At 70.3% G+C, this 18721-nt stretch carries 22 protein-coding genes; 11 read left to right on the top strand and 11 right to left on the bottom strand.

Annotated elements, in window-relative coordinates:
• Positions 1-5: 5 nt before the first annotated feature.
• Positions 6-413, bottom strand: coding sequence for a MazG nucleotide pyrophosphohydrolase domain-containing protein (locus ACIOHP_RS39875; RefSeq protein ID WP_361549347.1), 408 nt, complete (start codon positions 411-413; stop codon positions 6-8).
• Positions 414-562: 149 nt separating this feature from the next.
• Between ACIOHP_RS39875 and ACIOHP_RS39870 the strand changes: the two genes are divergently transcribed.
• Positions 563-1549 carry a TAXI family TRAP transporter solute-binding subunit gene (locus ACIOHP_RS39870; RefSeq protein ID WP_401895145.1) on the top strand — a complete coding sequence of 329 codons (987 nt, stop codon included), beginning with the start codon at positions 563-565 and terminating at the stop codon, positions 1547-1549.
• On the opposite strand, the gene ACIOHP_RS39865 is transcribed toward ACIOHP_RS39870, so the two are convergent.
• Both ACIOHP_RS39865 and ACIOHP_RS39860 read right to left on the bottom strand, forming a co-directional pair.
• Positions 1539-2921, bottom strand: coding sequence for an ATP-binding protein (locus ACIOHP_RS39865; protein ID WP_401895142.1), 1383 nt, complete (start codon positions 2919-2921; stop codon positions 1539-1541). The two genes, ACIOHP_RS39870 and ACIOHP_RS39865, sit on opposite strands and share 11 nt — an antisense overlap.
• Before the next feature lie 9 nt (positions 2922-2930).
• Entirely contained in the window at positions 2931-3617 is a 687-nt protein-coding gene (locus tag ACIOHP_RS39860; protein ID WP_046257015.1) for a response regulator transcription factor, read from the bottom strand.
• 313 nt (positions 3618-3930) lie between these two features.
• Between ACIOHP_RS39860 and ACIOHP_RS39855 the strand changes: the two genes are divergently transcribed.
• The 8 genes from ACIOHP_RS39855 (at position 3931) to ACIOHP_RS39820 (ending at position 10450) form a co-directional block, all read left to right on the top strand.
• A complete protein-coding gene (locus ACIOHP_RS39855) occupies positions 3931-4707 on the top strand; it encodes an amino acid ABC transporter ATP-binding protein (protein WP_327719741.1) in 777 nt (258 codons plus the stop codon).
• Between the two features lie 68 nt (positions 4708-4775).
• A complete protein-coding gene (locus ACIOHP_RS39850; protein ID WP_361549354.1) occupies positions 4776-5624 on the top strand; it encodes a glutamate ABC transporter substrate-binding protein in 849 nt (282 codons plus the stop codon).
• A 97-nt stretch (positions 5625-5721) separates the two neighbouring features.
• Complete coding sequence (locus ACIOHP_RS39845; RefSeq protein ID WP_361549356.1) at positions 5722-6387, top strand: amino acid ABC transporter permease; 666 nt, start codon at positions 5722-5724, stop codon at positions 6385-6387.
• On the top strand, positions 6384-7292 hold the full coding sequence (locus ACIOHP_RS39840) for an amino acid ABC transporter permease (protein ID WP_361549358.1): 909 nt from the start codon (positions 6384-6386) through the stop codon (positions 7290-7292). The genes ACIOHP_RS39845 and ACIOHP_RS39840 overlap by 4 nt, the downstream gene beginning before the upstream one ends.
• 198 nt (positions 7293-7490) lie before the next feature.
• Positions 7491-9092, top strand: coding sequence for an FAD-dependent monooxygenase (locus ACIOHP_RS39835; RefSeq protein ID WP_401895139.1), 1602 nt, complete (start codon positions 7491-7493; stop codon positions 9090-9092).
• A gap of 224 nt (positions 9093-9316) precedes the next feature.
• Positions 9317-9403 carry a putative leader peptide gene (locus tag ACIOHP_RS39830; RefSeq protein WP_365397949.1) on the top strand — a complete coding sequence of 29 codons (87 nt, stop codon included), beginning with the start codon at positions 9317-9319 and terminating at the stop codon, positions 9401-9403.
• A 79-nt stretch (positions 9404-9482) separates the two neighbouring features.
• A complete protein-coding gene (locus tag ACIOHP_RS39825) occupies positions 9483-10007 on the top strand; it encodes a cysteine dioxygenase (RefSeq protein ID WP_361549362.1) in 525 nt (174 codons plus the stop codon).
• Positions 10004-10450 carry a rhodanese-like domain-containing protein gene (locus ACIOHP_RS39820; protein WP_401895138.1) on the top strand — a complete coding sequence of 149 codons (447 nt, stop codon included), beginning with the start codon at positions 10004-10006 and terminating at the stop codon, positions 10448-10450. The genes ACIOHP_RS39825 and ACIOHP_RS39820 overlap by 4 nt, the downstream gene beginning before the upstream one ends.
• A 168-nt stretch (positions 10451-10618) precedes the next feature.
• On the opposite strand, the gene recX is transcribed toward ACIOHP_RS39820, so the two are convergent.
• The 3 genes from recX to ACIOHP_RS39805 all read right to left on the bottom strand — a co-directional run bounded on the left by recX (position 10619) and on the right by ACIOHP_RS39805 (position 13428).
• On the bottom strand, positions 10619-11539 hold the full coding sequence (gene recX, locus ACIOHP_RS39815) for a recombination regulator RecX (RefSeq protein WP_401895136.1): 921 nt from the start codon (positions 11537-11539) through the stop codon (positions 10619-10621).
• Between the two features lie 4 nt (positions 11540-11543).
• The gene (gene recA / locus ACIOHP_RS39810) at positions 11544-12668 is read right to left on the bottom strand and encodes a recombinase RecA (protein WP_401895134.1); all 1125 of its coding nucleotides are present in this window, start codon (positions 12666-12668) and stop codon (positions 11544-11546) included.
• Between the two features lie 238 nt (positions 12669-12906).
• A complete protein-coding gene (locus ACIOHP_RS39805; RefSeq protein WP_401895131.1) occupies positions 12907-13428 on the bottom strand; it encodes a hypothetical protein in 522 nt (173 codons plus the stop codon).
• Between the two features lie 199 nt (positions 13429-13627).
• Here ACIOHP_RS39805 and ACIOHP_RS39800 point away from each other — a divergent pair, with 199 nt between their 5' ends.
• Positions 13628-14038, top strand: coding sequence for a hypothetical protein (locus ACIOHP_RS39800; RefSeq protein WP_401895129.1), 411 nt, complete (start codon positions 13628-13630; stop codon positions 14036-14038).
• Between the two features lie 12 nt (positions 14039-14050).
• On the opposite strand, the gene ACIOHP_RS39795 is transcribed toward ACIOHP_RS39800, so the two are convergent.
• Together ACIOHP_RS39795 and ACIOHP_RS39790 are read right to left on the bottom strand one after the other, a co-directional pair.
• On the bottom strand, positions 14051-15298 hold the full coding sequence (locus ACIOHP_RS39795; RefSeq protein WP_401895126.1) for an AI-2E family transporter: 1248 nt from the start codon (positions 15296-15298) through the stop codon (positions 14051-14053).
• A 60-nt stretch (positions 15299-15358) separates the two neighbouring features.
• Positions 15359-15553 carry a DUF3046 domain-containing protein gene (locus ACIOHP_RS39790; protein WP_361483189.1) on the bottom strand — a complete coding sequence of 65 codons (195 nt, stop codon included), beginning with the start codon at positions 15551-15553 and terminating at the stop codon, positions 15359-15361.
• A gap of 80 nt (positions 15554-15633) precedes the next feature.
• Here ACIOHP_RS39790 and ACIOHP_RS39785 point away from each other — a divergent pair, with 80 nt between their 5' ends.
• Entirely contained in the window at positions 15634-16578 is a 945-nt protein-coding gene (locus tag ACIOHP_RS39785; RefSeq protein WP_401895124.1) for a hypothetical protein, read from the top strand.
• A gap of 33 nt (positions 16579-16611) precedes the next feature.
• On the opposite strand, the gene ACIOHP_RS39780 is transcribed toward ACIOHP_RS39785, so the two are convergent.
• From ACIOHP_RS39780 to ACIOHP_RS39770, 3 genes are read right to left on the bottom strand one after another with little or no spacing between them, the layout of a single operon-like run.
• Entirely contained in the window at positions 16612-16917 is a 306-nt protein-coding gene (locus ACIOHP_RS39780; protein ID WP_361483195.1) for an AzlD domain-containing protein, read from the bottom strand.
• Positions 16914-17633 carry an AzlC family ABC transporter permease gene (locus tag ACIOHP_RS39775; RefSeq protein ID WP_401895121.1) on the bottom strand — a complete coding sequence of 240 codons (720 nt, stop codon included), beginning with the start codon at positions 17631-17633 and terminating at the stop codon, positions 16914-16916. The genes ACIOHP_RS39780 and ACIOHP_RS39775 overlap by 4 nt, the downstream gene beginning before the upstream one ends.
• Positions 17534-18496: an AraC family transcriptional regulator gene (locus ACIOHP_RS39770; protein ID WP_401895119.1), complete on the bottom strand. Its 963-nt coding sequence runs from the start codon at positions 18494-18496 to the stop codon at positions 17534-17536. The genes ACIOHP_RS39775 and ACIOHP_RS39770 overlap by 100 nt, the downstream gene beginning before the upstream one ends.
• Positions 18497-18721 lie beyond the last annotated feature (225 nt).

The following is an 18721-nucleotide window of genomic DNA, read 5'->3' as shown; positions in this document are numbered from 1 at the left end:
CCCTCTCAGGCAACCCCCTCCGGAACCCACCCCTGGCTCCGCAGCACGCCCGACACATCCGGTGCCTCGTAGTGCTCACCCTTGAGGACCTTGCCGTCGGCCCGGCGGGCGACGTGGCCGTCGGGACCCAGCTTGGTCATGTTGGAACGGTGGATCTCGGCGATCACCGCGTCGAGGTCGATGCCATGGACGAGAGCCGTGCCATAGGCGATGTAGACCACGTCGGCGAGTTCGTGCGCGAGCCGGTCGAGGGGGCCCTCGACGGCCACCTCGGCGACCTCGGCGGCCTCCTCCGCGAGCAGCTCGCCCCGGTGGGCGGCGAGCTCCGGCGACACCGCGGTCGGCGTACTACGGGCGTCCAGCCCGAAGGCGAGGTGGAACTGACGGACCAGGTCGGCGGGCGATGAACTCATACGGCGACTCTATCGATCACCACTGACAGTCCGGCGGGCCTCTGCCGACCCCGACGGACGCCACCGGCACTCCGCCCGGCAGCCCACACGAATGCCCCTGTGACGCCTGCCCTGGTCAGCACGGCGTCCCTGCTGGCAGGATCGCGCGCATGTCCAAGGTGTTCCCCCGTATGAGCAGGAACCGGGCGCTGCAGGGTGCGGCCGCCGGTTTCGTGGTCTTCGGGCTGCTGCTGTGGTGGCTGCTGCCGGGCGAGGAGCCGCCGGGCGGGTCGATCTCCTTCGCCACCGGCTCGCGCGGCGGGGTGTACGAGGAGTACGGCAAGGACCTGAGCGACGAGTTCGCGAAGGACATGCCCGATCTCAAGGTGGACCTGGAGACCAGCGACGGGTCGCAGGACAACGTCGCGCGCGTGGCGTCCGGCCAGGCCGACTTCGCCATCGCGGCGGCCGACGCGGTGGAGTCGTTCGCGATCGACCATCCGGTCGAGGCTGCCCGGCTGCGCGGTGTCGCACGCCTGTACGACGACTATGTACAGCTCGTGGTCCCGCGGAAGTCGGCCATCGACTCCGTGGCCGACCTGAAGGGCAAGCGGGTCGCCATAGGGCTGAAGACGTCGGGCGTGCGGCTGATCGCCACCCGGGTGCTCAACGCGGAGGGCATCGACCCGGTCAAGGACATCAAGCCGTTCCCGTACGGCATCAAGGACGTCGACCAGCTCGGCCGCACCATCGACGCGTTCTTCTGGTCCGGCGGACTGCCGACGAACGGACTGAAGGCGCTCGCCGAGACGTCGTCCTTCAAGTTCGTGCCGATCAAGGCCGACTTCGTCGCCAAGCTCCACAGCCAGAGCGCCGCCAACCGCTACTACCGGCCCACCAACATCCCGGAAGCGGCCTACGACGGCCAGGACGCGTACGCCGTGCCGACGATCGCCGTGTCCAACCTGCTGATCACCCGCGAGGACCTGGACCCGCGGCTCACCGAATGGCTGACCCGGACCGTGATCCGCAGCCGGGACTACATCGGCGGCAAGGTGCACTCCGCGCAGCTGGTCGACCTGCGCACGGCGATCTACACCTCCCCCCTGCCCCTGCACGAGGGCGCGCAGCGCTACTACCGCTCCGTCAAGCCGTAGAAGCGCTGCGGGGCACCGTCACCGTCACCTTCAGGCCGTGCGGTTCGTGAGGGGCGTACGAGATCGTGCCGCCGCCCGCGTGCAGCAAGGTCCGCGAGATGGACAGCCCGAGACCTGAGCCCTTGATGTTCTGGTGGCGGTTGCTGCGCCAGAAGCGGTCCCCGATGCGGGCGAGTTCCTCGGCGGTCAGACCGGGGCCGTTGTCGGTGACGACGACGGTCGCCGTCTCGCCGTTGGAGGAGACCGTCACCTCGACGCACTCGTCCTCGGGCGTGAACTTGACCGCGTTGTCGATGACCGCGTCCAGCGCGCTGGACAGGGTGACCGGGTCGGCCCAGCCGGTGGTGGGCGGGCAGTCGCCCACCAGGCGTACGCCCTTGGCCTCGGCGGTCGGCGCCCACGCCGCCACGCGCTCGGCTGCCAGCGCGCCGATGTCGGTGATGCGCAGATGCGCGTCCGTGTGCTCGGCCAGGGCCAGGTCCAGCAGGTCGTCCAGGACCTGGGCGAGACGCTTGCCCTCCGTCTGGACCGAGGCGATCTCCTTGTTGCCCTCCGGGAGTTCGAAGGAGAGCAGCTCGATGCGCAGCAACAGCGCGGCGAGGGGGTTGCGCAACTGGTGCGAGGCGTCGGCGACGAAGGCGCGCTGCTGCTCCAGGACGTCCTCGACGTTGTCCGCCATCTCGTTGAACGACCGGGCCAGTCGCTGGAGTTCCGGCGGACCGCCGGCGGCCGCGACCCTCGACTTCAGGCGGCCGCTCGCGATCGCGTGCGTGGTGGCGTCGAGGACACGCACCGGCCTGAGGACCCATCCGGTCAGCCGCAGGGCGGCACCGACGGCCACCAGCATCGCTGCCATCAGGCCCGTGCCGATGACCAGCCAGCCGTGCAGAATGCGCGAACGCATCTCCCCGGTGGGCGAGTCGGTGACGACGACCGCGATGACGTCACCGTCCCGGATGACCGGGGAGGCGACCACGAGCCGCCCCTGCTGCCAGGGAAAGACCTGCGGCGGATCCTCGCTGCGCCGGCTGAGCAGCGCCTCGTCGAACGCGGTCCGCACCTCGCCCGTCTCGGGGATGAACAAGGTCATGGGGGCGTTGGCCATGATGCTCTTGTTCTGGTAGAAGACGCCGACGCGGATGCGGTAGACCTCGTAGTAGCTGTCGAGTTCGCTCTGGAGCGTCTTCTGGCGCTCGCCGCCCTCGCCGGTGACGTACTGGGCGAGGGCCGCGAAGTGCGCGGTGTCGTCGATCCGGTCGACGACCACTTTCTGCTGCTGGGCCGCGGCCACGCTGAAGCCGAGCGGGATGCCGAGCGCCAGCAGCACGGCGGCCATCAGGACGATGAGCAGCGGGAGAAGTCGTGTGCGCACCCGGACACGCTACGAGGACGGGGCGACGAGCCGGTAGCCGACGCCGCGTACGGTCTCGATGAGGGCGGGCATGCGCAGCTTGGCCCGCAGGGAGGCCACGTGGACCTCGAGCGTCCGCCCGGTCCCTTCCCAACTGGTGCGCCACACCTCGCTGATGATCTGCTCCCGGCGGAAGACGACTCCGGGGCGCTGGGCCAGCAGGGCGAGCAAGTCGAACTCCTTGCGGGTCAGTTGGACGACCGAACCGTCCACACTGACCTGCCGGGTCGGCAGCTCGATCCGGACCGGCCCGAGGTGCAGCGCGGCCTCGGCTTCGGCTGCGGGGTCCTCGTGGGCGGTGCGACGGCTGACGGCGTGGATCCGGGCGAGCAGTTCTCCGGTGTCGTACGGCTTCACGACGTAGTCGTCCGCGCCGAGGTTGAGGCCGTGGATGCGGGAACGGACGTCGGAGCGGGCGGTGACCATGATCACCGGGGTGCTGGTGCGCTTGCGGATCTTGCCACAGACCTCGTATCCGTCCTGGTCCGGCAGGCCCAGGTCGAGGAGGACGACTCCGAAGCCGGCGCCTTCCGGGACGAGCGCCTGGAGGGCTTCCTCGCCACTGCGCGCGTGGGTGACGTCGAAACCGTGCCGCGCCAGAACCGCGGACAGAGCGGCGGCGACGTGATTGTCGTCCTCTACGAGGAGCAGTCTCATCCGGGCCTCCTTCGGTTCATCGGCCGTACGATCTAAATGAGGGTAAAAGTACGATTTAGCTGTGTACAAAAACGCGTGCACGCGCGCGCGTGCACCTTGTGAAGTCACGCCGATGGAAGAGGACGACGTCAAGTGGGTTCCGGTTGCGAGCCGCTTCCGTTACCCGGCCGATATGCGCCCTGCTCATAACTGCTACGACACGTGTCCGATTGCTATCGGATCGTGATGCTCAGATTCCCCTCAAAGGTAATGACGCAGGTCGCGTGGGGTCACTACTGTCCTCCGAAACCGAGGAGGACGGAGCCCGATAGCGATGACCGAAGTATCGGTGGCCAAGGAAGATGTGGCCGCGACCGGCGAACTGGTCGTCCTGAAGAGCGTCAACAAGCACTTTGGCGCGTTGCATGTTCTCCAGGACATCGATCTCACGATCGCCCGCGGCGAGGTCGTCGTGGTCATCGGACCCTCCGGGTCCGGTAAGTCCACGCTGTGCCGGACCATCAACCGCCTGGAGACGATCGACTCCGGCACGATCGCCATCGACGGCAAGCCCCTGCCCGCGGAGGGCAAGGCGCTGGCCCGGCTGCGCGCCGACGTCGGGATGGTCTTCCAGTCCTTCAACCTCTTCGCGCACAAGACCGTGCTCGAGAACGTGATGCTCGGCCAGATCAAGGTCCGCAAGGCGGACAAGAAGAAGGCCGAGGAGAAGGCTCGCGCCCTGCTCGACCGGGTCGGCGTGGCGAGCCAGGCGGACAAGTACCCCGCACAGCTCTCCGGCGGCCAGCAGCAGCGTGTCGCCATCGCCCGAGCCCTGGCCATGGACCCCAAGGTCATGCTCTTCGACGAGCCCACCTCGGCGCTCGACCCCGAGATGATCAACGAGGTCCTCGAGGTCATGCAGCAGCTCGCCCGGGACGGCATGACCATGATCGTCGTCACCCACGAGATGGGGTTCGCCCGTTCGGCCGCGAACCGGGTGGTGTTCATGGCGGACGGTCGCATCGTCGAGGAGGCTGTGCCGGACCAGTTCTTCAGCGCCCCGCGCAGCGACCGCGCCAAGGACTTCCTGTCCAAGATCCTGCACCACTGACAGCGCGTCACAACCCGCGTCACCCGCCTCGACGGCTCGCATCTCTCATCACACAAAGGATGTTCACCATGAAGCTCCGCAAGGTCACCGCCGCGGCCGCCGCTGCGCTGGTCCTCTCCCTGACCGCGACCGCGTGCGGTGGGGACGACGGCGACAGCGACAGCACCGACTCGGGCTCCAGCGGCGGCGGCAAGATCAAGATCGGCATCAAGTACGACCAGCCCGGTCTGGGCCTCAAGGAGCCCGACGGTTCCTTCTCCGGCTTCGACGTGGACGTCGCGACGTACGTGGCCAAGGAGCTCGGCTACAAGCCGGACCAGATCGAGTTCGTGGAGACGAAGAGCGCCGACCGTGAGAACGCGCTCGCCCGCGGTGACGTCAAGTTCATCGCCGCCACCTACTCGATCAACGACGAGCGCAAGCAGAAGGTCGACTTCGCCGGCCCGTACCTGCTGGCCCACCAGGACCTGCTGGTCAAGGCGGACTCGGACATCACCGAGGCCACCGACCTCAACGGCAAGAACCTGTGTTCGGTGACCGGCTCCACGTCGGCGCAGAACGTCAAGGACGACTTCGCCCCGAAGGCCAACCTGAAGACGGTCAGCGGCTACTCCGAGTGCATCTCGGGTCTGCAGAGCGGCACCGTGGACGCGCTCACCACGGACGACTCGATCCTCGCGGGCTTCGCCGCGCAGGAGCAGTACAAGGGCAAGTTCAAGCTCGCCGGCCTCAAGCTGAGCAACGAGAACTACGGCATCGGTGTGAAGAAGGGTGACACCGCGACCCTGGACAAGATCAACAAGGCCCTCGAGAAGATGGTCGCCGACAAGGCCTGGGACAAGGCGGTCCAGGACAACTTCGGCCCCGCCGAGTACAAGAACGAGCCCGCCCCGAAGATCGGCGTGATCGTCAAGTAACACCGGGATCCACTGGCGCGCCGCCGCCCGCCGCGATCAGGGCGGCGGCGCGCCGCGCCCCTCCACGTACCCCAGACACCCGGAAGCGCGGGAGATCGTGTTCGACTTTCTTGATGGTTACGACGTCCTAGCGGCGTTCTGGATGACGGTGAAACTCACCGCCATCTCCGCCCTCGGCTCCCTGATCTGGGGCACCCTGCTGGCCGCGATGCGGGTCAGCCCGGTCCCGCTGATGCGCGGGTTCGGCACCGCCTACGTGAACATCGTCCGGAACACCCCCCTGACGGTGATCATCGTCTTCACCTCGCTCGGTCTCGCCGACACCTTCGGCGTGACCATGGGTTCCAAGGACTTCGACGTCCAGGGCTTCCGGCTGGCGGTCCTCGGCTTCATCGTCTACACGGCGGCCTTCGTCTGCGAGGCGATCCGCTCCGGCATCAACACCGTCCCCGTGGGGCAGGCCGAGGCGGCACGCGCCATCGGGCTGAACTTCAGCCAGGTCCTGCGGCTCATCGTGCTGCCGCAGGCCTTCCGTGCGGTCATCGGCCCGCTGGCCAACGTACTGATCGCCCTCACCAAGAACACGACCGTGGCGGCCGCGATCGGCGTGGCCGAGGCCGCCGCCCTGATGAAGACGATGATCGAGAACGAAGCCCAGACGCTCGCCATCGGCGGCGTCTTCGCCCTCGGATTCGTCGTCCTGACCCTGCCGACCGGCCTCTTCCTCGGATGGCTGAGCAAGCGACTGGCGGTGAAGCGATGAGCTCCGTTCTGTACGACACCCCCGGACCCCGCGCCAAACAGCGCAACGTCCTGATCTCCGTGGTCTTCTTCGTCCTGCTCGCCCTCCTGCTGTGGTGGGTCTGGCAGGTCATGGACGACAAGAACCAGCTCGAGTGGAGCCTCTGGGAGCCGTTCACCACCGCACAGGCCTGGACGACCTATCTGTTGCCAGGTCTCGCCAACACACTGAAGGCCGCGGCCCTCGCCATGGTCATCGCCCTCCCGCTGGGCGCGGTCTTCGGCATCGCCCGCCTCTCCGACCACCGCTGGGTACGTGGTGTGGCCGGAACCGTGGTGGAGTTCTTCCGGGCCATCCCGGTGCTGCTGCTGATGCTGTTCGCCAACGAGCTCTACGTCCGCTCCACGGACATCAGCAGCGAGCAGCGGCCGCTGTACGCGGTCGTCACCGGCCTGGTGCTCTACAACGCCTCCGTCCTCGCCGAGATCGTCCGGGCCGGCATCCTCTCCCTGCCCAAGGGCCAGACGGAGGCGGCCTACGCGGTCGGCCTGCGCAAGGGCCAGACGATGTCCAGCATCCTGCTGCCGCAGGCCGTCACCGCGATGCTGCCGGCCATCGTCAGCCAGCTCGTCGTCATCGTGAAGGACACCGCCCTGGGCGGCGTGATGCTCAACTTCCCCGAGCTCCTCAACTCGCGCCAGACGCTGGCGGCCAACTACGCCAACGTCATCCCCAGCTTCATCGTCGTCGCGATCATCTTCATCGTCCTGAACTTCCTCCTCACCAGCTTCGCGAGCTGGCTGGAGCAGCGGCTGCGGCGCAGCAAGAAGAGCACGGGCGCGGTTCTCGGCGAGGACACGGAGATCAATCCCGCCGCGATCCCCGGCACTCTCGGCACCGGCGAGAACACCGGCGGCGGAGTGTGATGATCAGTCAAGAGGCTTGAGTGACACGGCCGCAGCGCCGTGACCAGTGCAGAGGCAGTGGCGTGATCGCCACTGCCTCCGTCACTTGACGCAAGCACCGGCAATGGGTTGCATACGTTCTGTGATCGTGCACCCTGCTCCAACCTCCTGTTCACATAGGTCTCTCGGGACGCTCTCGCGGGCAGGGGGCGCCGCGTCGTGGACCCGGTGATCATCGCCGGAGCGGGGCCCGTCGGGCTCACGCTCGCCCTTGCGCTGGCCCGTCAGGACGTGCCGTCCGTGGTCCTCGACGAGGGCCCCGGCAAGGACGAACCGCGTCCCGCCCGCACCGTCGTCCTGCGCGAGGACACCGCCGCCCTGATGGAGCGCCTGACCGGCGTCCCGCTCTCCGAGGCCGGTTGCCACTGGGCCGGATGGCGGTCGTTGCGCCGCAAGCAGGTGATGCGCGAGGTCACTTTCGACGACGTCGAGCCGGCGCCGCTGCACATCGCCCAGCACGAGCTGACCGGCGCCCTGCGCGAGGCCTGCGCCGAGGAGCGACTGGTCAAGGTCTCCGTGGACAGCCGTCTCGACACCGTCGAGCAGGAGCCCTCCGGAGTCACCGCCCACACCCGCGGCCCCAAGGGCACGTGGTGGCGCGGCAGTCACCTGGTCGGCTGCGACGGCCCCCGCTCGACGGTCCGCAAGCTCCTCGACATCCGTTTCCCCGGCCGTACGGCGGTCGAGCGCCACGCCGTCGCCGCGCTGCGCACGGAACTTCCGTGGGAGGACGAGGCGTTGCTCCATCGGATGCCTCCGTGGCGGACGACCGGGCCCTCGGCCGGGGAGGTCATCGGACGGCCCCTCCCGGACGGCGTCTGGCGCCTCGACTGGCTGCTGCCGCCCGGCAAGGAGTTGGTCACCCCCGAGCTCCTGGTGGCCCGGATCCGGGAGACCCTCGCCGGCTGGACGGGCGGCCCGACACCGCCGTACGAACTCCTCGACACCGGCGTGCACACCGTGCACCACCGTCTCGCGCGCCGCTGGCGGGTCGGGCGGGTGTTCCTCGCCGGGGACGCGGCGCATCTGCTCGGGGCGCTCGGCACGCAGGGGCTCGACGAGGGGCTCAGGGACGCCGACAACCTCGCCTGGAAGCTGGCCCTGGCCTGGCATCACGGGCCGCACGAGGCGCTGCTCGACAGCTACCAGGCCGAGCGGCGCGCGGTCGTCGCTGCCCGGCTGCGCGCCGCCGACCAGGCCCTGCCGCTGGTACGCGGCGGCGGAGGGCTGCGGGCCGTCGTCCCGGGTTCTGCACGCGGCCACGACGCGCTGCTCACGGATGGTCACCTGGGGCGCGGGGCACTCGGTGCGCCGGGGGCGTACGCCACCTCGCCGCTCGCGCCGCGGCATCTGGAGGCGGAGGTCCCGGTGGACACCGAGCCGGGCGCGCCGGTCGCCGATGTCCGGGTCACCGCCGAGGACGGTTCCTTCGTAGGACTGCGAGACCGGCTCGGTCGTGGGGCGCTGCTCGTGGTGCTGATCGCGCCGGGCACCGGGGTGTGGGAGCGCAAGCACTGGGTGGGCGCCGGGCTCATGCCCCGCCTCGCGGCCGCGGTGACGGCGCTGCCGCATCCGGCCGAGCTGCTGGTCGCGGAGAGCTATCCGGGCGCGGCGGCCCACACGGTGCTGCTGGTACGGCCCGACGGTCACCTGGTGACCGCGCTGAACGGCGTGCGGCCCGCCGATCTCTACGCGGCCGCCGAGGCGACGCTGGGCGGCCCGGCGAAGACGGAGGCGGAGGCAGGAGCGGGGGCGCGCTGACGGCGCCGGGGAGCTCGTACGGGAGCGGAATCCGGCTCGCGTCGACGGTGCCGGACGGCTCGGGCCGCGGTCGTCGCGGGGTCGAGTCCGAGTGGTGCGGATGGCCCGGCCCGAGGTCACGGGCCGGGCCACGCGGTGAGTGGCTGCCGTACGCACCGTCACCGTGAGGTCCACATCGTGACAGTGAGTTGACCGGCCTGCACCGTCATGGTGTACTCCGGATCGTGACCGACACCTGTGTGCGCCTGTGGCGGAGGGTCCATATGGACCTCGTCCGCTATGCGGGCTGCGTGTGTCGCGTGTCCTGCTGAATTCGCCTCCCTCTTTTCCAGCGCGCGCCGCTTCGGTGCTGCCGCGCGCCTCCCGCGAACGCTCATCAGGACGGTGCCCGTGTCTGTCTCCCCTTCTGTGTCCGCCGTTTCCACGCCGACGCAGGCGGAACTCCTCGATTTCGTACGGCGGATCGCCGCCGATACCGAGCTGATCTCCTCGCTCCCGCTCGACCCCGAGGGCCGCACCTGGGTGCGCCTGGAGGGGCCCGGCGGCAGCGAGGCCTGGCTGATCGGCTGGCCGCCCGGTACGGGCACCGGCTGGCACGACCACGCCGAGTCCGTCGGCGCCTTCGTGACGGCCTCCGGTGAGCTCAAGGAGAACTCGCTCAGCGCCCGGCTCCCCGCGGACGGCTGGCAGACCCTGGAACTCGCCGACGGCATCGACCGGGAGCGGAGGCTCACGGCGGGCAAGGGCCGCTCCTTCGGGCAGCACCACGTCCACGAGGTGCTCAACGAGTCCACCGCCGAGCACGCGATCTCCGTCCACGCCTACTACCCGCCCCTGCCGCAGATCCGCCGCTACAGCCGCACCGGACAGGTACTGCGCCTGGAGCACGTCGAGCGCCCGGAGGACTGGCAGTGAGCGGCTCGGGCACGCGGGAGGGGCAGCGAGTGGGCGGCCTCGGGAACGGATCGGGCGAACTCCCGGTCGGCATCGACGAGTTGCTGGAGCGGGTCCGCGCGGGCTATGAGCGGGTCGAGGCCCGGGAGGCGTACGACGCCGCCCGGCGCGGGGAGGCGCTGCTGGTCGACATCCGCTACGCCGCCCTGCGCGAACGGGACGGACTGGTCCCCGGCGCCCTCGTCGTCGAGCGCAACGAGCTGGAGTGGCGCCTCGACCCGCGGGGCAGCCATCGCGCACCCGAGGCCACGGGCCACGATCTGCGCATCGTGGTGATCTGCAACGAGGGTTACGCCTCGAGTCTGGCGGCCGAGTCGCTGCATCGGCTGGGGCTGCGCCGGGCCACGGATCTGGTGGGCGGGTTCCAGGCGTGGAAGGCCTCGGGTCTGCCCGTGGCGTCGTAGGGGCCGGACCTCAGTCGATCTCGGGTTCGCAGGGGAGCGGGGCGGCGGCAGCGCTGCCTTCGGCTTCGATGACGAGGCGGACCCGGATCGCGGCGACCGGGTCCCCGCCCTCGACGTCTTCGCCCCGCCGGCGTCCGTTCCAGAGCCCGCCGGGCCCAGCCCCCGGTTTCAGAACCCCTCGTCGAGGAACTCCGCGTCCTCGCCCTCCTCTTCGAGCGCCTGCCGGACCACCCTCAGGGCCATGCCCTCGGGATACCCCTTGCGGGCGAGCATGCCCGCGAGGCGGCGCAGTCGCTTGTCGCGGTCGAGGCCACGGCTGGAGCGCAGCTTGCGGGCGACGAGGTCGCGCGCGGTCGCCTCCTCCTGCTCGGAGTCGAGCTGCGAGACGGCCACGTCGATCAGCGTCGAGTCCACACCCTTGGTGCGCAGCTCCTGGGCGAGGGCGCGCCGGGCCAGTCCCCGGCCGTGGTGCCGGGACTCCACCCAGGCTTCGGCGAACGCACTGTCGTTGATCAGCCCGACCTCCTCGAACCGCGACAGCACCTCCTGCGCCGCCTCGTCCGGGATTTCCTTCTTGGCCAGGGCGTCCGCGAGTTGTTTCCGCGTGCGCGGGGTCCCGGTGAGCAGGCGCAGACAGATAGCCCGTGCCCGCTCGACCGGGTCCCCTGAAGACTCCCCCTGCCCGGCCCTCGACGAGGAGGGAGCGCCTTCGTCCGCACCGGACGGCTCCCCGCCGCGTCGCTGCCGACGCCCACGGGAACCGCCCTCGCCACGAGCCGCACGGCCCCCACGGGCGCCACCGCGCCCACGCCGGGAACCGCCGCCGGACGGCACCGAGCCGTCGCCCGGCTCTTCGTCGTACGGCGCGTCAGGGCCGTACGGCTGCCCGGCGCCGTGGATCCGGTCGTCGCCGAACGCTCCCCCGGTGCCGTACGACGCGGCGCGACCGTGTCCCCCGTGCGCACCGCGCCCCGCATCGTCCCCGTACGCATCGCCGCCCGGCCCGGAGAATCCCCCGTCGCCTGCCCCGCCCCGCTCGCGCGGAGCGTCCTGGTGGGCGTACTCGGCCCAGTCGGTTCGTCGTGTCACGGGGTCAGCTCTTGGCAGCCGCGGCCTTGGGCTTGGCGGCCTTGGCCGCCGGAGCGGGCACCGACTTCGCGGCGTCGTCCGACGTGGCGGTGACCGCGGCGTCCGCGCCCGGCTCGGCGGTCGGCTCCTGGGGCCGTACGCCGACGCCCAGCTTCTCCAGGATCTTCTTCTCGATCTCGTTGGCCAGGTCGGGGTTGTCCTTCAGGAAGTTGCGCGCGTTCTCCTTGCCCTGGCCGAGCTGGTCGCCCTCGTACGTGTACCAGGCGCCGGCCTTGCGGACGAAGCCGTGCTCCACGCCCATGTCGATCAGGCCGCCCTCGCGGCTGATGCCGTGCCCGTAGAGGATGTCGAACTCTGCCTGCTTGAAGGGCGGCGCGACCTTGTTCTTGACGACCTTGACGCGGGTGCGGTTGCCGACCGCGTCCGTGCCGTCCTTCAGGGTCTCGATGCGGCGGATGTCGAGTCGCACCGAGGCGTAGAACTTCAGCGCGCGGCCACCGGTCGTGGTCTCCGGGGAGCCGAACATCACGCCGATCTTCTCGCGGAGCTGGTTGATGAAGATCGCGGTGGTCTTGGACTGGTTGAGCGCGCTGGTGATCTTCCGCAGGGCCTGGCTCATCAGACGGGCCTGCAGACCGACGTGGCTGTCACCCATCTCGCCCTCGATCTCCGCGCGCGGGACGAGGGCCGCGACGGAGTCGATGACGATGAGGTCGAGGGCGCCGGAGCGGACCAGCATGTCCACGATCTCCAGGGCCTGCTCGCCGTTGTCCGGCTGGGACAGGATCAGGTTGTCGATGTCGACGCCGAGCTTCTTCGCGTACTCGGGGTCGAGGGCGTGCTCTGCGTCGACGAAGGCGACCTGGCCGCCGGCCTTCTGCGCGTTCGCCACCGCGTGCAGCGTCAGCGTGGTCTTGCCGGAGGACTCCGGTCCGTACACCTCCACCACACGGCCACGCGGCAGGCCGCCGACGCCAAGGGCGACGTCGAGTGCGGTCGACCCGGTGGGGATGACCTCGATGGGCTCGTTCGGCCGCTCACCCAGACGCATCACCGCGCCCTTGCCGAATTGCCGTTCAATCTGTGCGAGAGCGGCATCCAGGGCCTTCTCGCGGTCGGTTCCTGCCATGGGTTCCACCCGATTTGCTTGAGTCGATCGCTTCACGTCAAAGACGCTAACGCCTGCCACTGACAATGGGCCCCGACGCCCGTCCGGCCTGTGGATAACTCGGTCACTTCTCCACCGAAACCGTGCCGAAACACCCACCGTGCGCCTCACCGGAACTCCCATCAGAATGGATGTTCGATTTTCGTGTCAAGCGCACCACGCGGCACTGCCGGGTGGTATGTGTGGCGGCGTTGTGAAGCTAGCTCTGCAGGGCCGACCGCATGTGGTGGCAGCGGTCGATGAAGCGGCGGCGCGCCCAGAGCACCCACCAGCAGAACCCCACCACACCGATCGCGATGACCAGCGGAAGGATCCACGCACCGGCGCTCACTCCGAGAGCGAGTGTGCCGATCGCGATCAGCCCCATGAAACCCAGCCAGTACGGCAGCCACCGGCCGCCCCGCTCCACCCGTCCCAGTTCCGCGTCGATCAGCCGTCGCATGGTGGCCCGCTCCTCGGGCGCCCTGGGCACCTCACTGTGCCGGAGCTTGCGGTTCAGCTCGGCGACTCCGCGCGCGTCGGTGCCGGTGGCACGGCCGGCCCTGCGACGCTGCGCGGCCAGGAACCCAAGGGTGATGGCGGTGCAGAGCGCGGCCTGAACCACCCACCAGACCGGGTTCTCGTGCCGCCGGAACAGGGCGGCGAGCCCCACGAGCAGCGGGAAGATCAGGACCGCCTGCGCGGTGAGACTGCGGTCGAGTAAGCGCTTGAAGGCGCGCACGGCACGTACCTCCTCGAAGTCGACGAAATACCGCTGTCGCTTCCGAATACCCCGCCGGGGCGGGCCTATTGAGGGTCGTCCGGTGCAGCGCGGCCCGGCACGCCGCCCGGGGTTCCGGGCCGGCGTGCTTCCCCCGTCGTACGACCGGTGCCTCCGGCCGTACGACGACGGGACGGGCTCGCTTCGCGAGCCTTGGGTCATGGAGACCACCAAGAGCACCTACGAGCCCGTGAAGCCCTCCGAGGAGGGCACCATGCCGACACGCACTCCCGCCGTCACCGCCATCCTGGCCGCCCTGCTCCTGCTGGCCGCGTCCATCGCAGGCCAGATCGCCGCCGGTGCGGACTACCCGGCCGTCCCGCCGGGCCTCGTCATCCCCCTGGTGACAGCGGGTCTGCTGTTCCGGCGCACCAACCGCTGGACGACGGGGCTCGCTCTCACGGTCGGCCTGTTCATCGGCGCGGGCGCATTCCTGACCCCGGACACCGGCGACCACCTCGCGTCGGGGGACACCGCGCTCATCGTCTCGACCGGCGCCGAAATCATCGCTCTCGCCGGGCTGGTCGTCGCCGGGGCCGTCGCCACGCTGCGAAAGGCCGCGCGGGTCTGACAGGCACGCCTCTCAGGAGGAGTCGTCCGTCGAGTCCCGTTCTCCCGACCGCCTCGTCCACAGCGCACGCGCTCGTGTGAAGAGGTTGGAATCCGACAGGCGGTGGCCGTGGACCCGGGGGTCGTCCGTGACGTCGTACCGCTTCACATACGCCCCCAGGAAAGCCTGCAGCGTGGCGACCGCCGGAATGGCGATCAGCGCACCCACCGCACCGAGGAGGGCGGTACCGGCGATGACCGAGCCGAAGGCGACGGCAGGGTGGACGTCCACGGTCTTCGAGGTCAGTTTGGGCTGGAGCACGTAGTTCTCGAACTGCTGGTAGATCACGACGAAGATCAGCACCCACAGCGCGTACCAGGGATCGACCGTGAAGGCGATCAGCATCGGCAGGGCGCCCGCGAGATACGTACCGATCGTCGGAATGAACTGCGAGACCAGCCCCACCCAGACGGCGAGCACGGGCGCGTTGGGCACCCCCAGGGCCTGGAGCAGGATGTAGTGCGCGACACCGGAGATCAGCGCCATCAGGCCGCGTGAGTACAGATAGCCGCCGGTCTTGTTGACGGCGATCTCCCAGGCCCGCAGCACCTCCGCCTGCTTGGCGGGCGGCAGGACCGAGCAGAGCGCTCGGCGCAGTCGCGGGCCGTCCGCGGCGAAGTAGAACGAGAACAGCGCGATCGTCAGCAGCTGGAAGAGCCCGCCGAGAACCTGGGCGGACACGTCCAGGACGCCGGTGGCGCTGTTCTGCACGTAATTGCGCAACCAGTCGGAGCGCAGCAGCCCCTCCTGCACGTCCACCCGCTTCAGCTCGGTGTGGAAATGCGTGTTGATCCAGTTGATGACGGAGTCGATGTAGGCGGGGAAATCCTCGACGATCTTGATGATCTGGTTCGCCAGCATGGTGCCGAGCAGGGTCACGAAGCCCGCGGACACGATCAGCACGGCGAGGAAGACGAGGAAGGAGCCCAGCCCCCGGCGCACCCCGCGCGAGGCCATCCAGCTCACCGCCGGTTCGATGGCCAGGGCCAGGAAGAACGCGATGAGGATGTTGATCAGCAGCCCGGTGAGCTGGTGGAAGGCCCACGTGCCCAACTGGAAGGCGGCATAGAGGGCGAGCGTCAGCACCACGGCACGCGGAATCCAGCGTGGCATGCGCGAGTTCGCCCCGGTGGGTCCGTCGGCCGGGGGCCGGGTGGGCGGCGTCGTGCCGAACGGCGACGCGTGCTGGGGGACCTCGTCGGTCTCGTCGGTGGGTGCCACGGAGCAAGTTTCGCCCACGCGGCCGACAATGCGCCGCCCCCCTCCGATCTCAGTGACCGGTCAGCGCTGTTCTTGTGGCACGTTCATGACGCCGCACACCACACGCCATACGTCTTTGGCCTCCCAGCCACCGTCCAACGCCTCGTACACCGTGCGCCCGCCGAGCTCCGCCATGACGTGGTCACGCGCGAAGGTCTCGGCGGAGCCCGGACCGAAGTGCTCCGCCATCCGCTGCCAGAAGACCGTCAACCGCATGACACCAGTATCCCGCCCCTGAGAGTGGGCCTCGGCCGGGACCGCTTGCCGAGAACGCTTTCCGTCCTACGGTCTGACGCATGGCCGAAACAGGAGCTTCCCCACTCCCCCCGACGCCCCCGGCGCACTCCCCGCTCTTGCGCGCCGAGCACTTCGTCTGGCTCACCGCGCGCGTGCTGGAACAGCGCCTCTTCGCACACCACTTCCTGAACGGGAACGCCGACCCGGTGGAGACCGCGCTGGACGCCTACCGCAACGAGGACGGCGGATACGGCCACGCGCTGGAGCCCGACCTGCGCGGCCCGGTCAGCCAGCCGCTGCACGCCGGTCACGCGCTGCGCGTCCTGGACGCCATCGGCCGTTGCGGCGGACAGCGCGTGGAACGGGTCTGCCGCTATCTGACCTCGGTCTCCACCCCGGACGGTGCCCTGCCGACGATCCGTCCCAGCCAGCGCGGCTATCCCGCGGCCCCGTTCATCCCGATCGTGGACGACCCGCCCAGCGAGCTCCTCGCCACCGGCCCGGTGGTGGGCCTGCTGCACCGCAACGAGGTGTGGCACGCCTGGCTGTTCCGGGCCACGGACTTCTGCTGGCACGCGGTCGAGTCCCTGCGCGAGTCGCACCCGTACGAGGTGCAGGCCGCCGTGGGCTTCCTGGACTCCGCTCCCGACCGTCCGCGCGCGGAGGCGGCCGCCGACCGGCTCGGCCGGCTGGTGCGCGAGCACCGCCTCGCGGCACTGGACCCGGAGCGCCTCGACTCCTCCCCGGTGTCGCCCGGCTACGCCCCGGGCGAGCACCACTTCCCGCACGACTACGCGAAGACCCCGCACTCGCTCGCGCGCGCGTGGTTCACGGACGAGGAGATGGAGCGCTCCCTGGACTTCCTCACGGGCGAACAGCAGGAGGACGGCGGCTGGCCGGTCCGCCGGCGCCAGTGGGCCCCGAGCGCGGCCCTGGAGGCCCGCCCCATAGCGACGATCGAGGCACTGCGCGCCCTGAGGGCGTACGGCCGCTCGATCGGCTGATCTCGACGCGACGGCCCGCTCGACCGGCTGTCCTCACCCGATGGCCCGCACGCCCGCGGTCACCACCACGGCCGCCGCGACGACGAGCAGGAAGGGGGCGCGCAGCACCAGCGCGAGCGCGGCCGCCGCAAGCCCCGCGACCCTGGCGTCCAGCACGAGGTCGCGCCCGTCGGCGAAGGTCTGCTGAGCCGTGAGCGCGGCAAGCAGGGCCACCGGCAGCAGAGCGGCGAGCCGCCTGACGAGAGGCCGCTCCAGGGCACCCGCGGGGACGAGCAGCCCGACGAGCTTGACGGCGTAGCAACCGAGCGCGGTGACACCGATCGCGATCCAGACGTTCACCGGTTCCTCCTACGACGTCCCTGGACCCACAGCACGAACGGCGCCGCGAGAGCGGCCGCCAGGACAGGCACCCCGGCGGGCAGCACAGGCAGCAGACCGAGCCCCAACAGGACGGCGAGCCCGGCGACGGCACGCTCGGTGGCGGTCTTGAGCATCGGCGCGAGCAACGCCAGGAACACGGCGGGCCCGGCCGCATCGAGGCCCCACGCGTCCGTGTCGCCGATCGCCTCGGCCCCCAGCGCACCGAGCAGAGTCGTGAGGTTCCACAGCACGTACAGGCTGAGTCCCGTGACGGCGAACCCGATGCGCACGCTGCGCCGGGTGGGCTGGGCCAGCGCGACGGCCGCCGTCTCGTCGATGACCCACTGGGCGGCAAAGGGCCGTACCGCGCGCGGAAGCGCGAGCAACTGCGAAAGGCGCAGTCCGTAGAACGCGTTGCGCACACCCAGGAAGAACGCGCCGGCGGCCGCGGTGAGCGGATTGCCACCGGCGGCGAGCGCCCCCACGAGCGCGAACTGGGACGCCCCGGTGAACACCAGGAGACTGAGCGCACAGGTCTGCGGCAGCGTGAGCCCGCTGCCCGCCGAGGTCACCCCGAAGGCGAACCCCGAGAGTCCTACGGCGACCCCGACGCCGAGGGCGTCCCGTACGACGGCGGCGTCCGGCCTTCCTCCGTCGTCGGCGCGTGAGTCCGGGAGAGCTGTCTGTTCTGCCACGCATCGGACGGTAGGACCAGCCCTTGCCCGCCGTCTTGTACGTTCTTGCGCTCGCGCTGATACGCCCCGGGAGGCACGCCGACGATCCGGGTGAAGTGCCGGTTCAGATGCGGCTGATCGGTGAACCCCACGGCGAGGGCGGCCTCGGCCGGGGAGGTCCCCGCGTCCAGCAGCCGCCGGGCCCGCCGCACCCGCGCATCGGTCAGCCACGCATGCGGCGGCATCCCGTACGCGTCCCGGAAGGCCCGCAGCAACGCGAACGGACCGGCACCGAGCTCCGCGGCCAGCCGCTCCAGGGTCGGCGGCGCGACCATCCGCTCCTCCAGCACAGCACGCGCCCGTGCCGCGACCCGCGCCCCCGCCGTCCGCACCTCCCGCTCCGGCAACGCCCCACCGTTGAGCCGCAGCAACCGGGTCACGGCGACCCGCAGCAAGGTGTCGGCGGCCAGCGCGTTCCCCTCGTCCGCGGCCCGCAGCACCCGATGCACGAGCCCAGCGGCACAGGGATCGTCGAGGACCGGGCTGACGAACCCCGGGGTACCGCGGATCGCCGTGGTCTCCCCGGCGATCTCCGCCACCACCTCGGGCGACGGATACAGCGCCCCGTACCGCCACCCCTCGGGCACCCCCGCCCGCCCGGTATGCGCGGTGTCGGGATTGACCAGCGCGAGCGACCCTGCCCCCGCATACCGATCGGCACCCCGATAGTGAAAGACCTCCACCCCATCGGCGATGGCGGCGATCACGAAGTTCTCGTGGGTGTGCCGCACGAAGTTCTTCCGCACATACCGGGCCTGCAGCAGATCCACACCCGGCAACTCGGCGTACCGCCAGTGCCGCGCTCGCTCACGAGAACCCGCCATGGCCCCATTGTCCGCCTGACCCCTCACCCCCGCGGCGCGCAACGGCGCAGGCGCGCACCCCCACAGCGCCGCGCTCGCGCAACGGCGAGAAGGGGACGTACCGGGGGGTGTCCGCCCGCAGCGTCGGGCGACCGACCAACCGCACATCCCCAGCCCACAGCACCGCCCGACCGAGGACGGACACCCCCCGGTGCGGCACCGACCCCCAATCCGACCGTCGTGCGC

The organism is Streptomyces sp. NPDC087859 (assembly GCF_044742595.1).
Taxonomy (GTDB): Bacteria; Actinomycetota; Actinomycetes; order Streptomycetales; family Streptomycetaceae; genus Streptomyces; species Streptomyces canus_F.
Note: the sequence above shows the minus strand (reverse complement) of the source record. Positions and strands in the feature narration are given on the sequence as shown.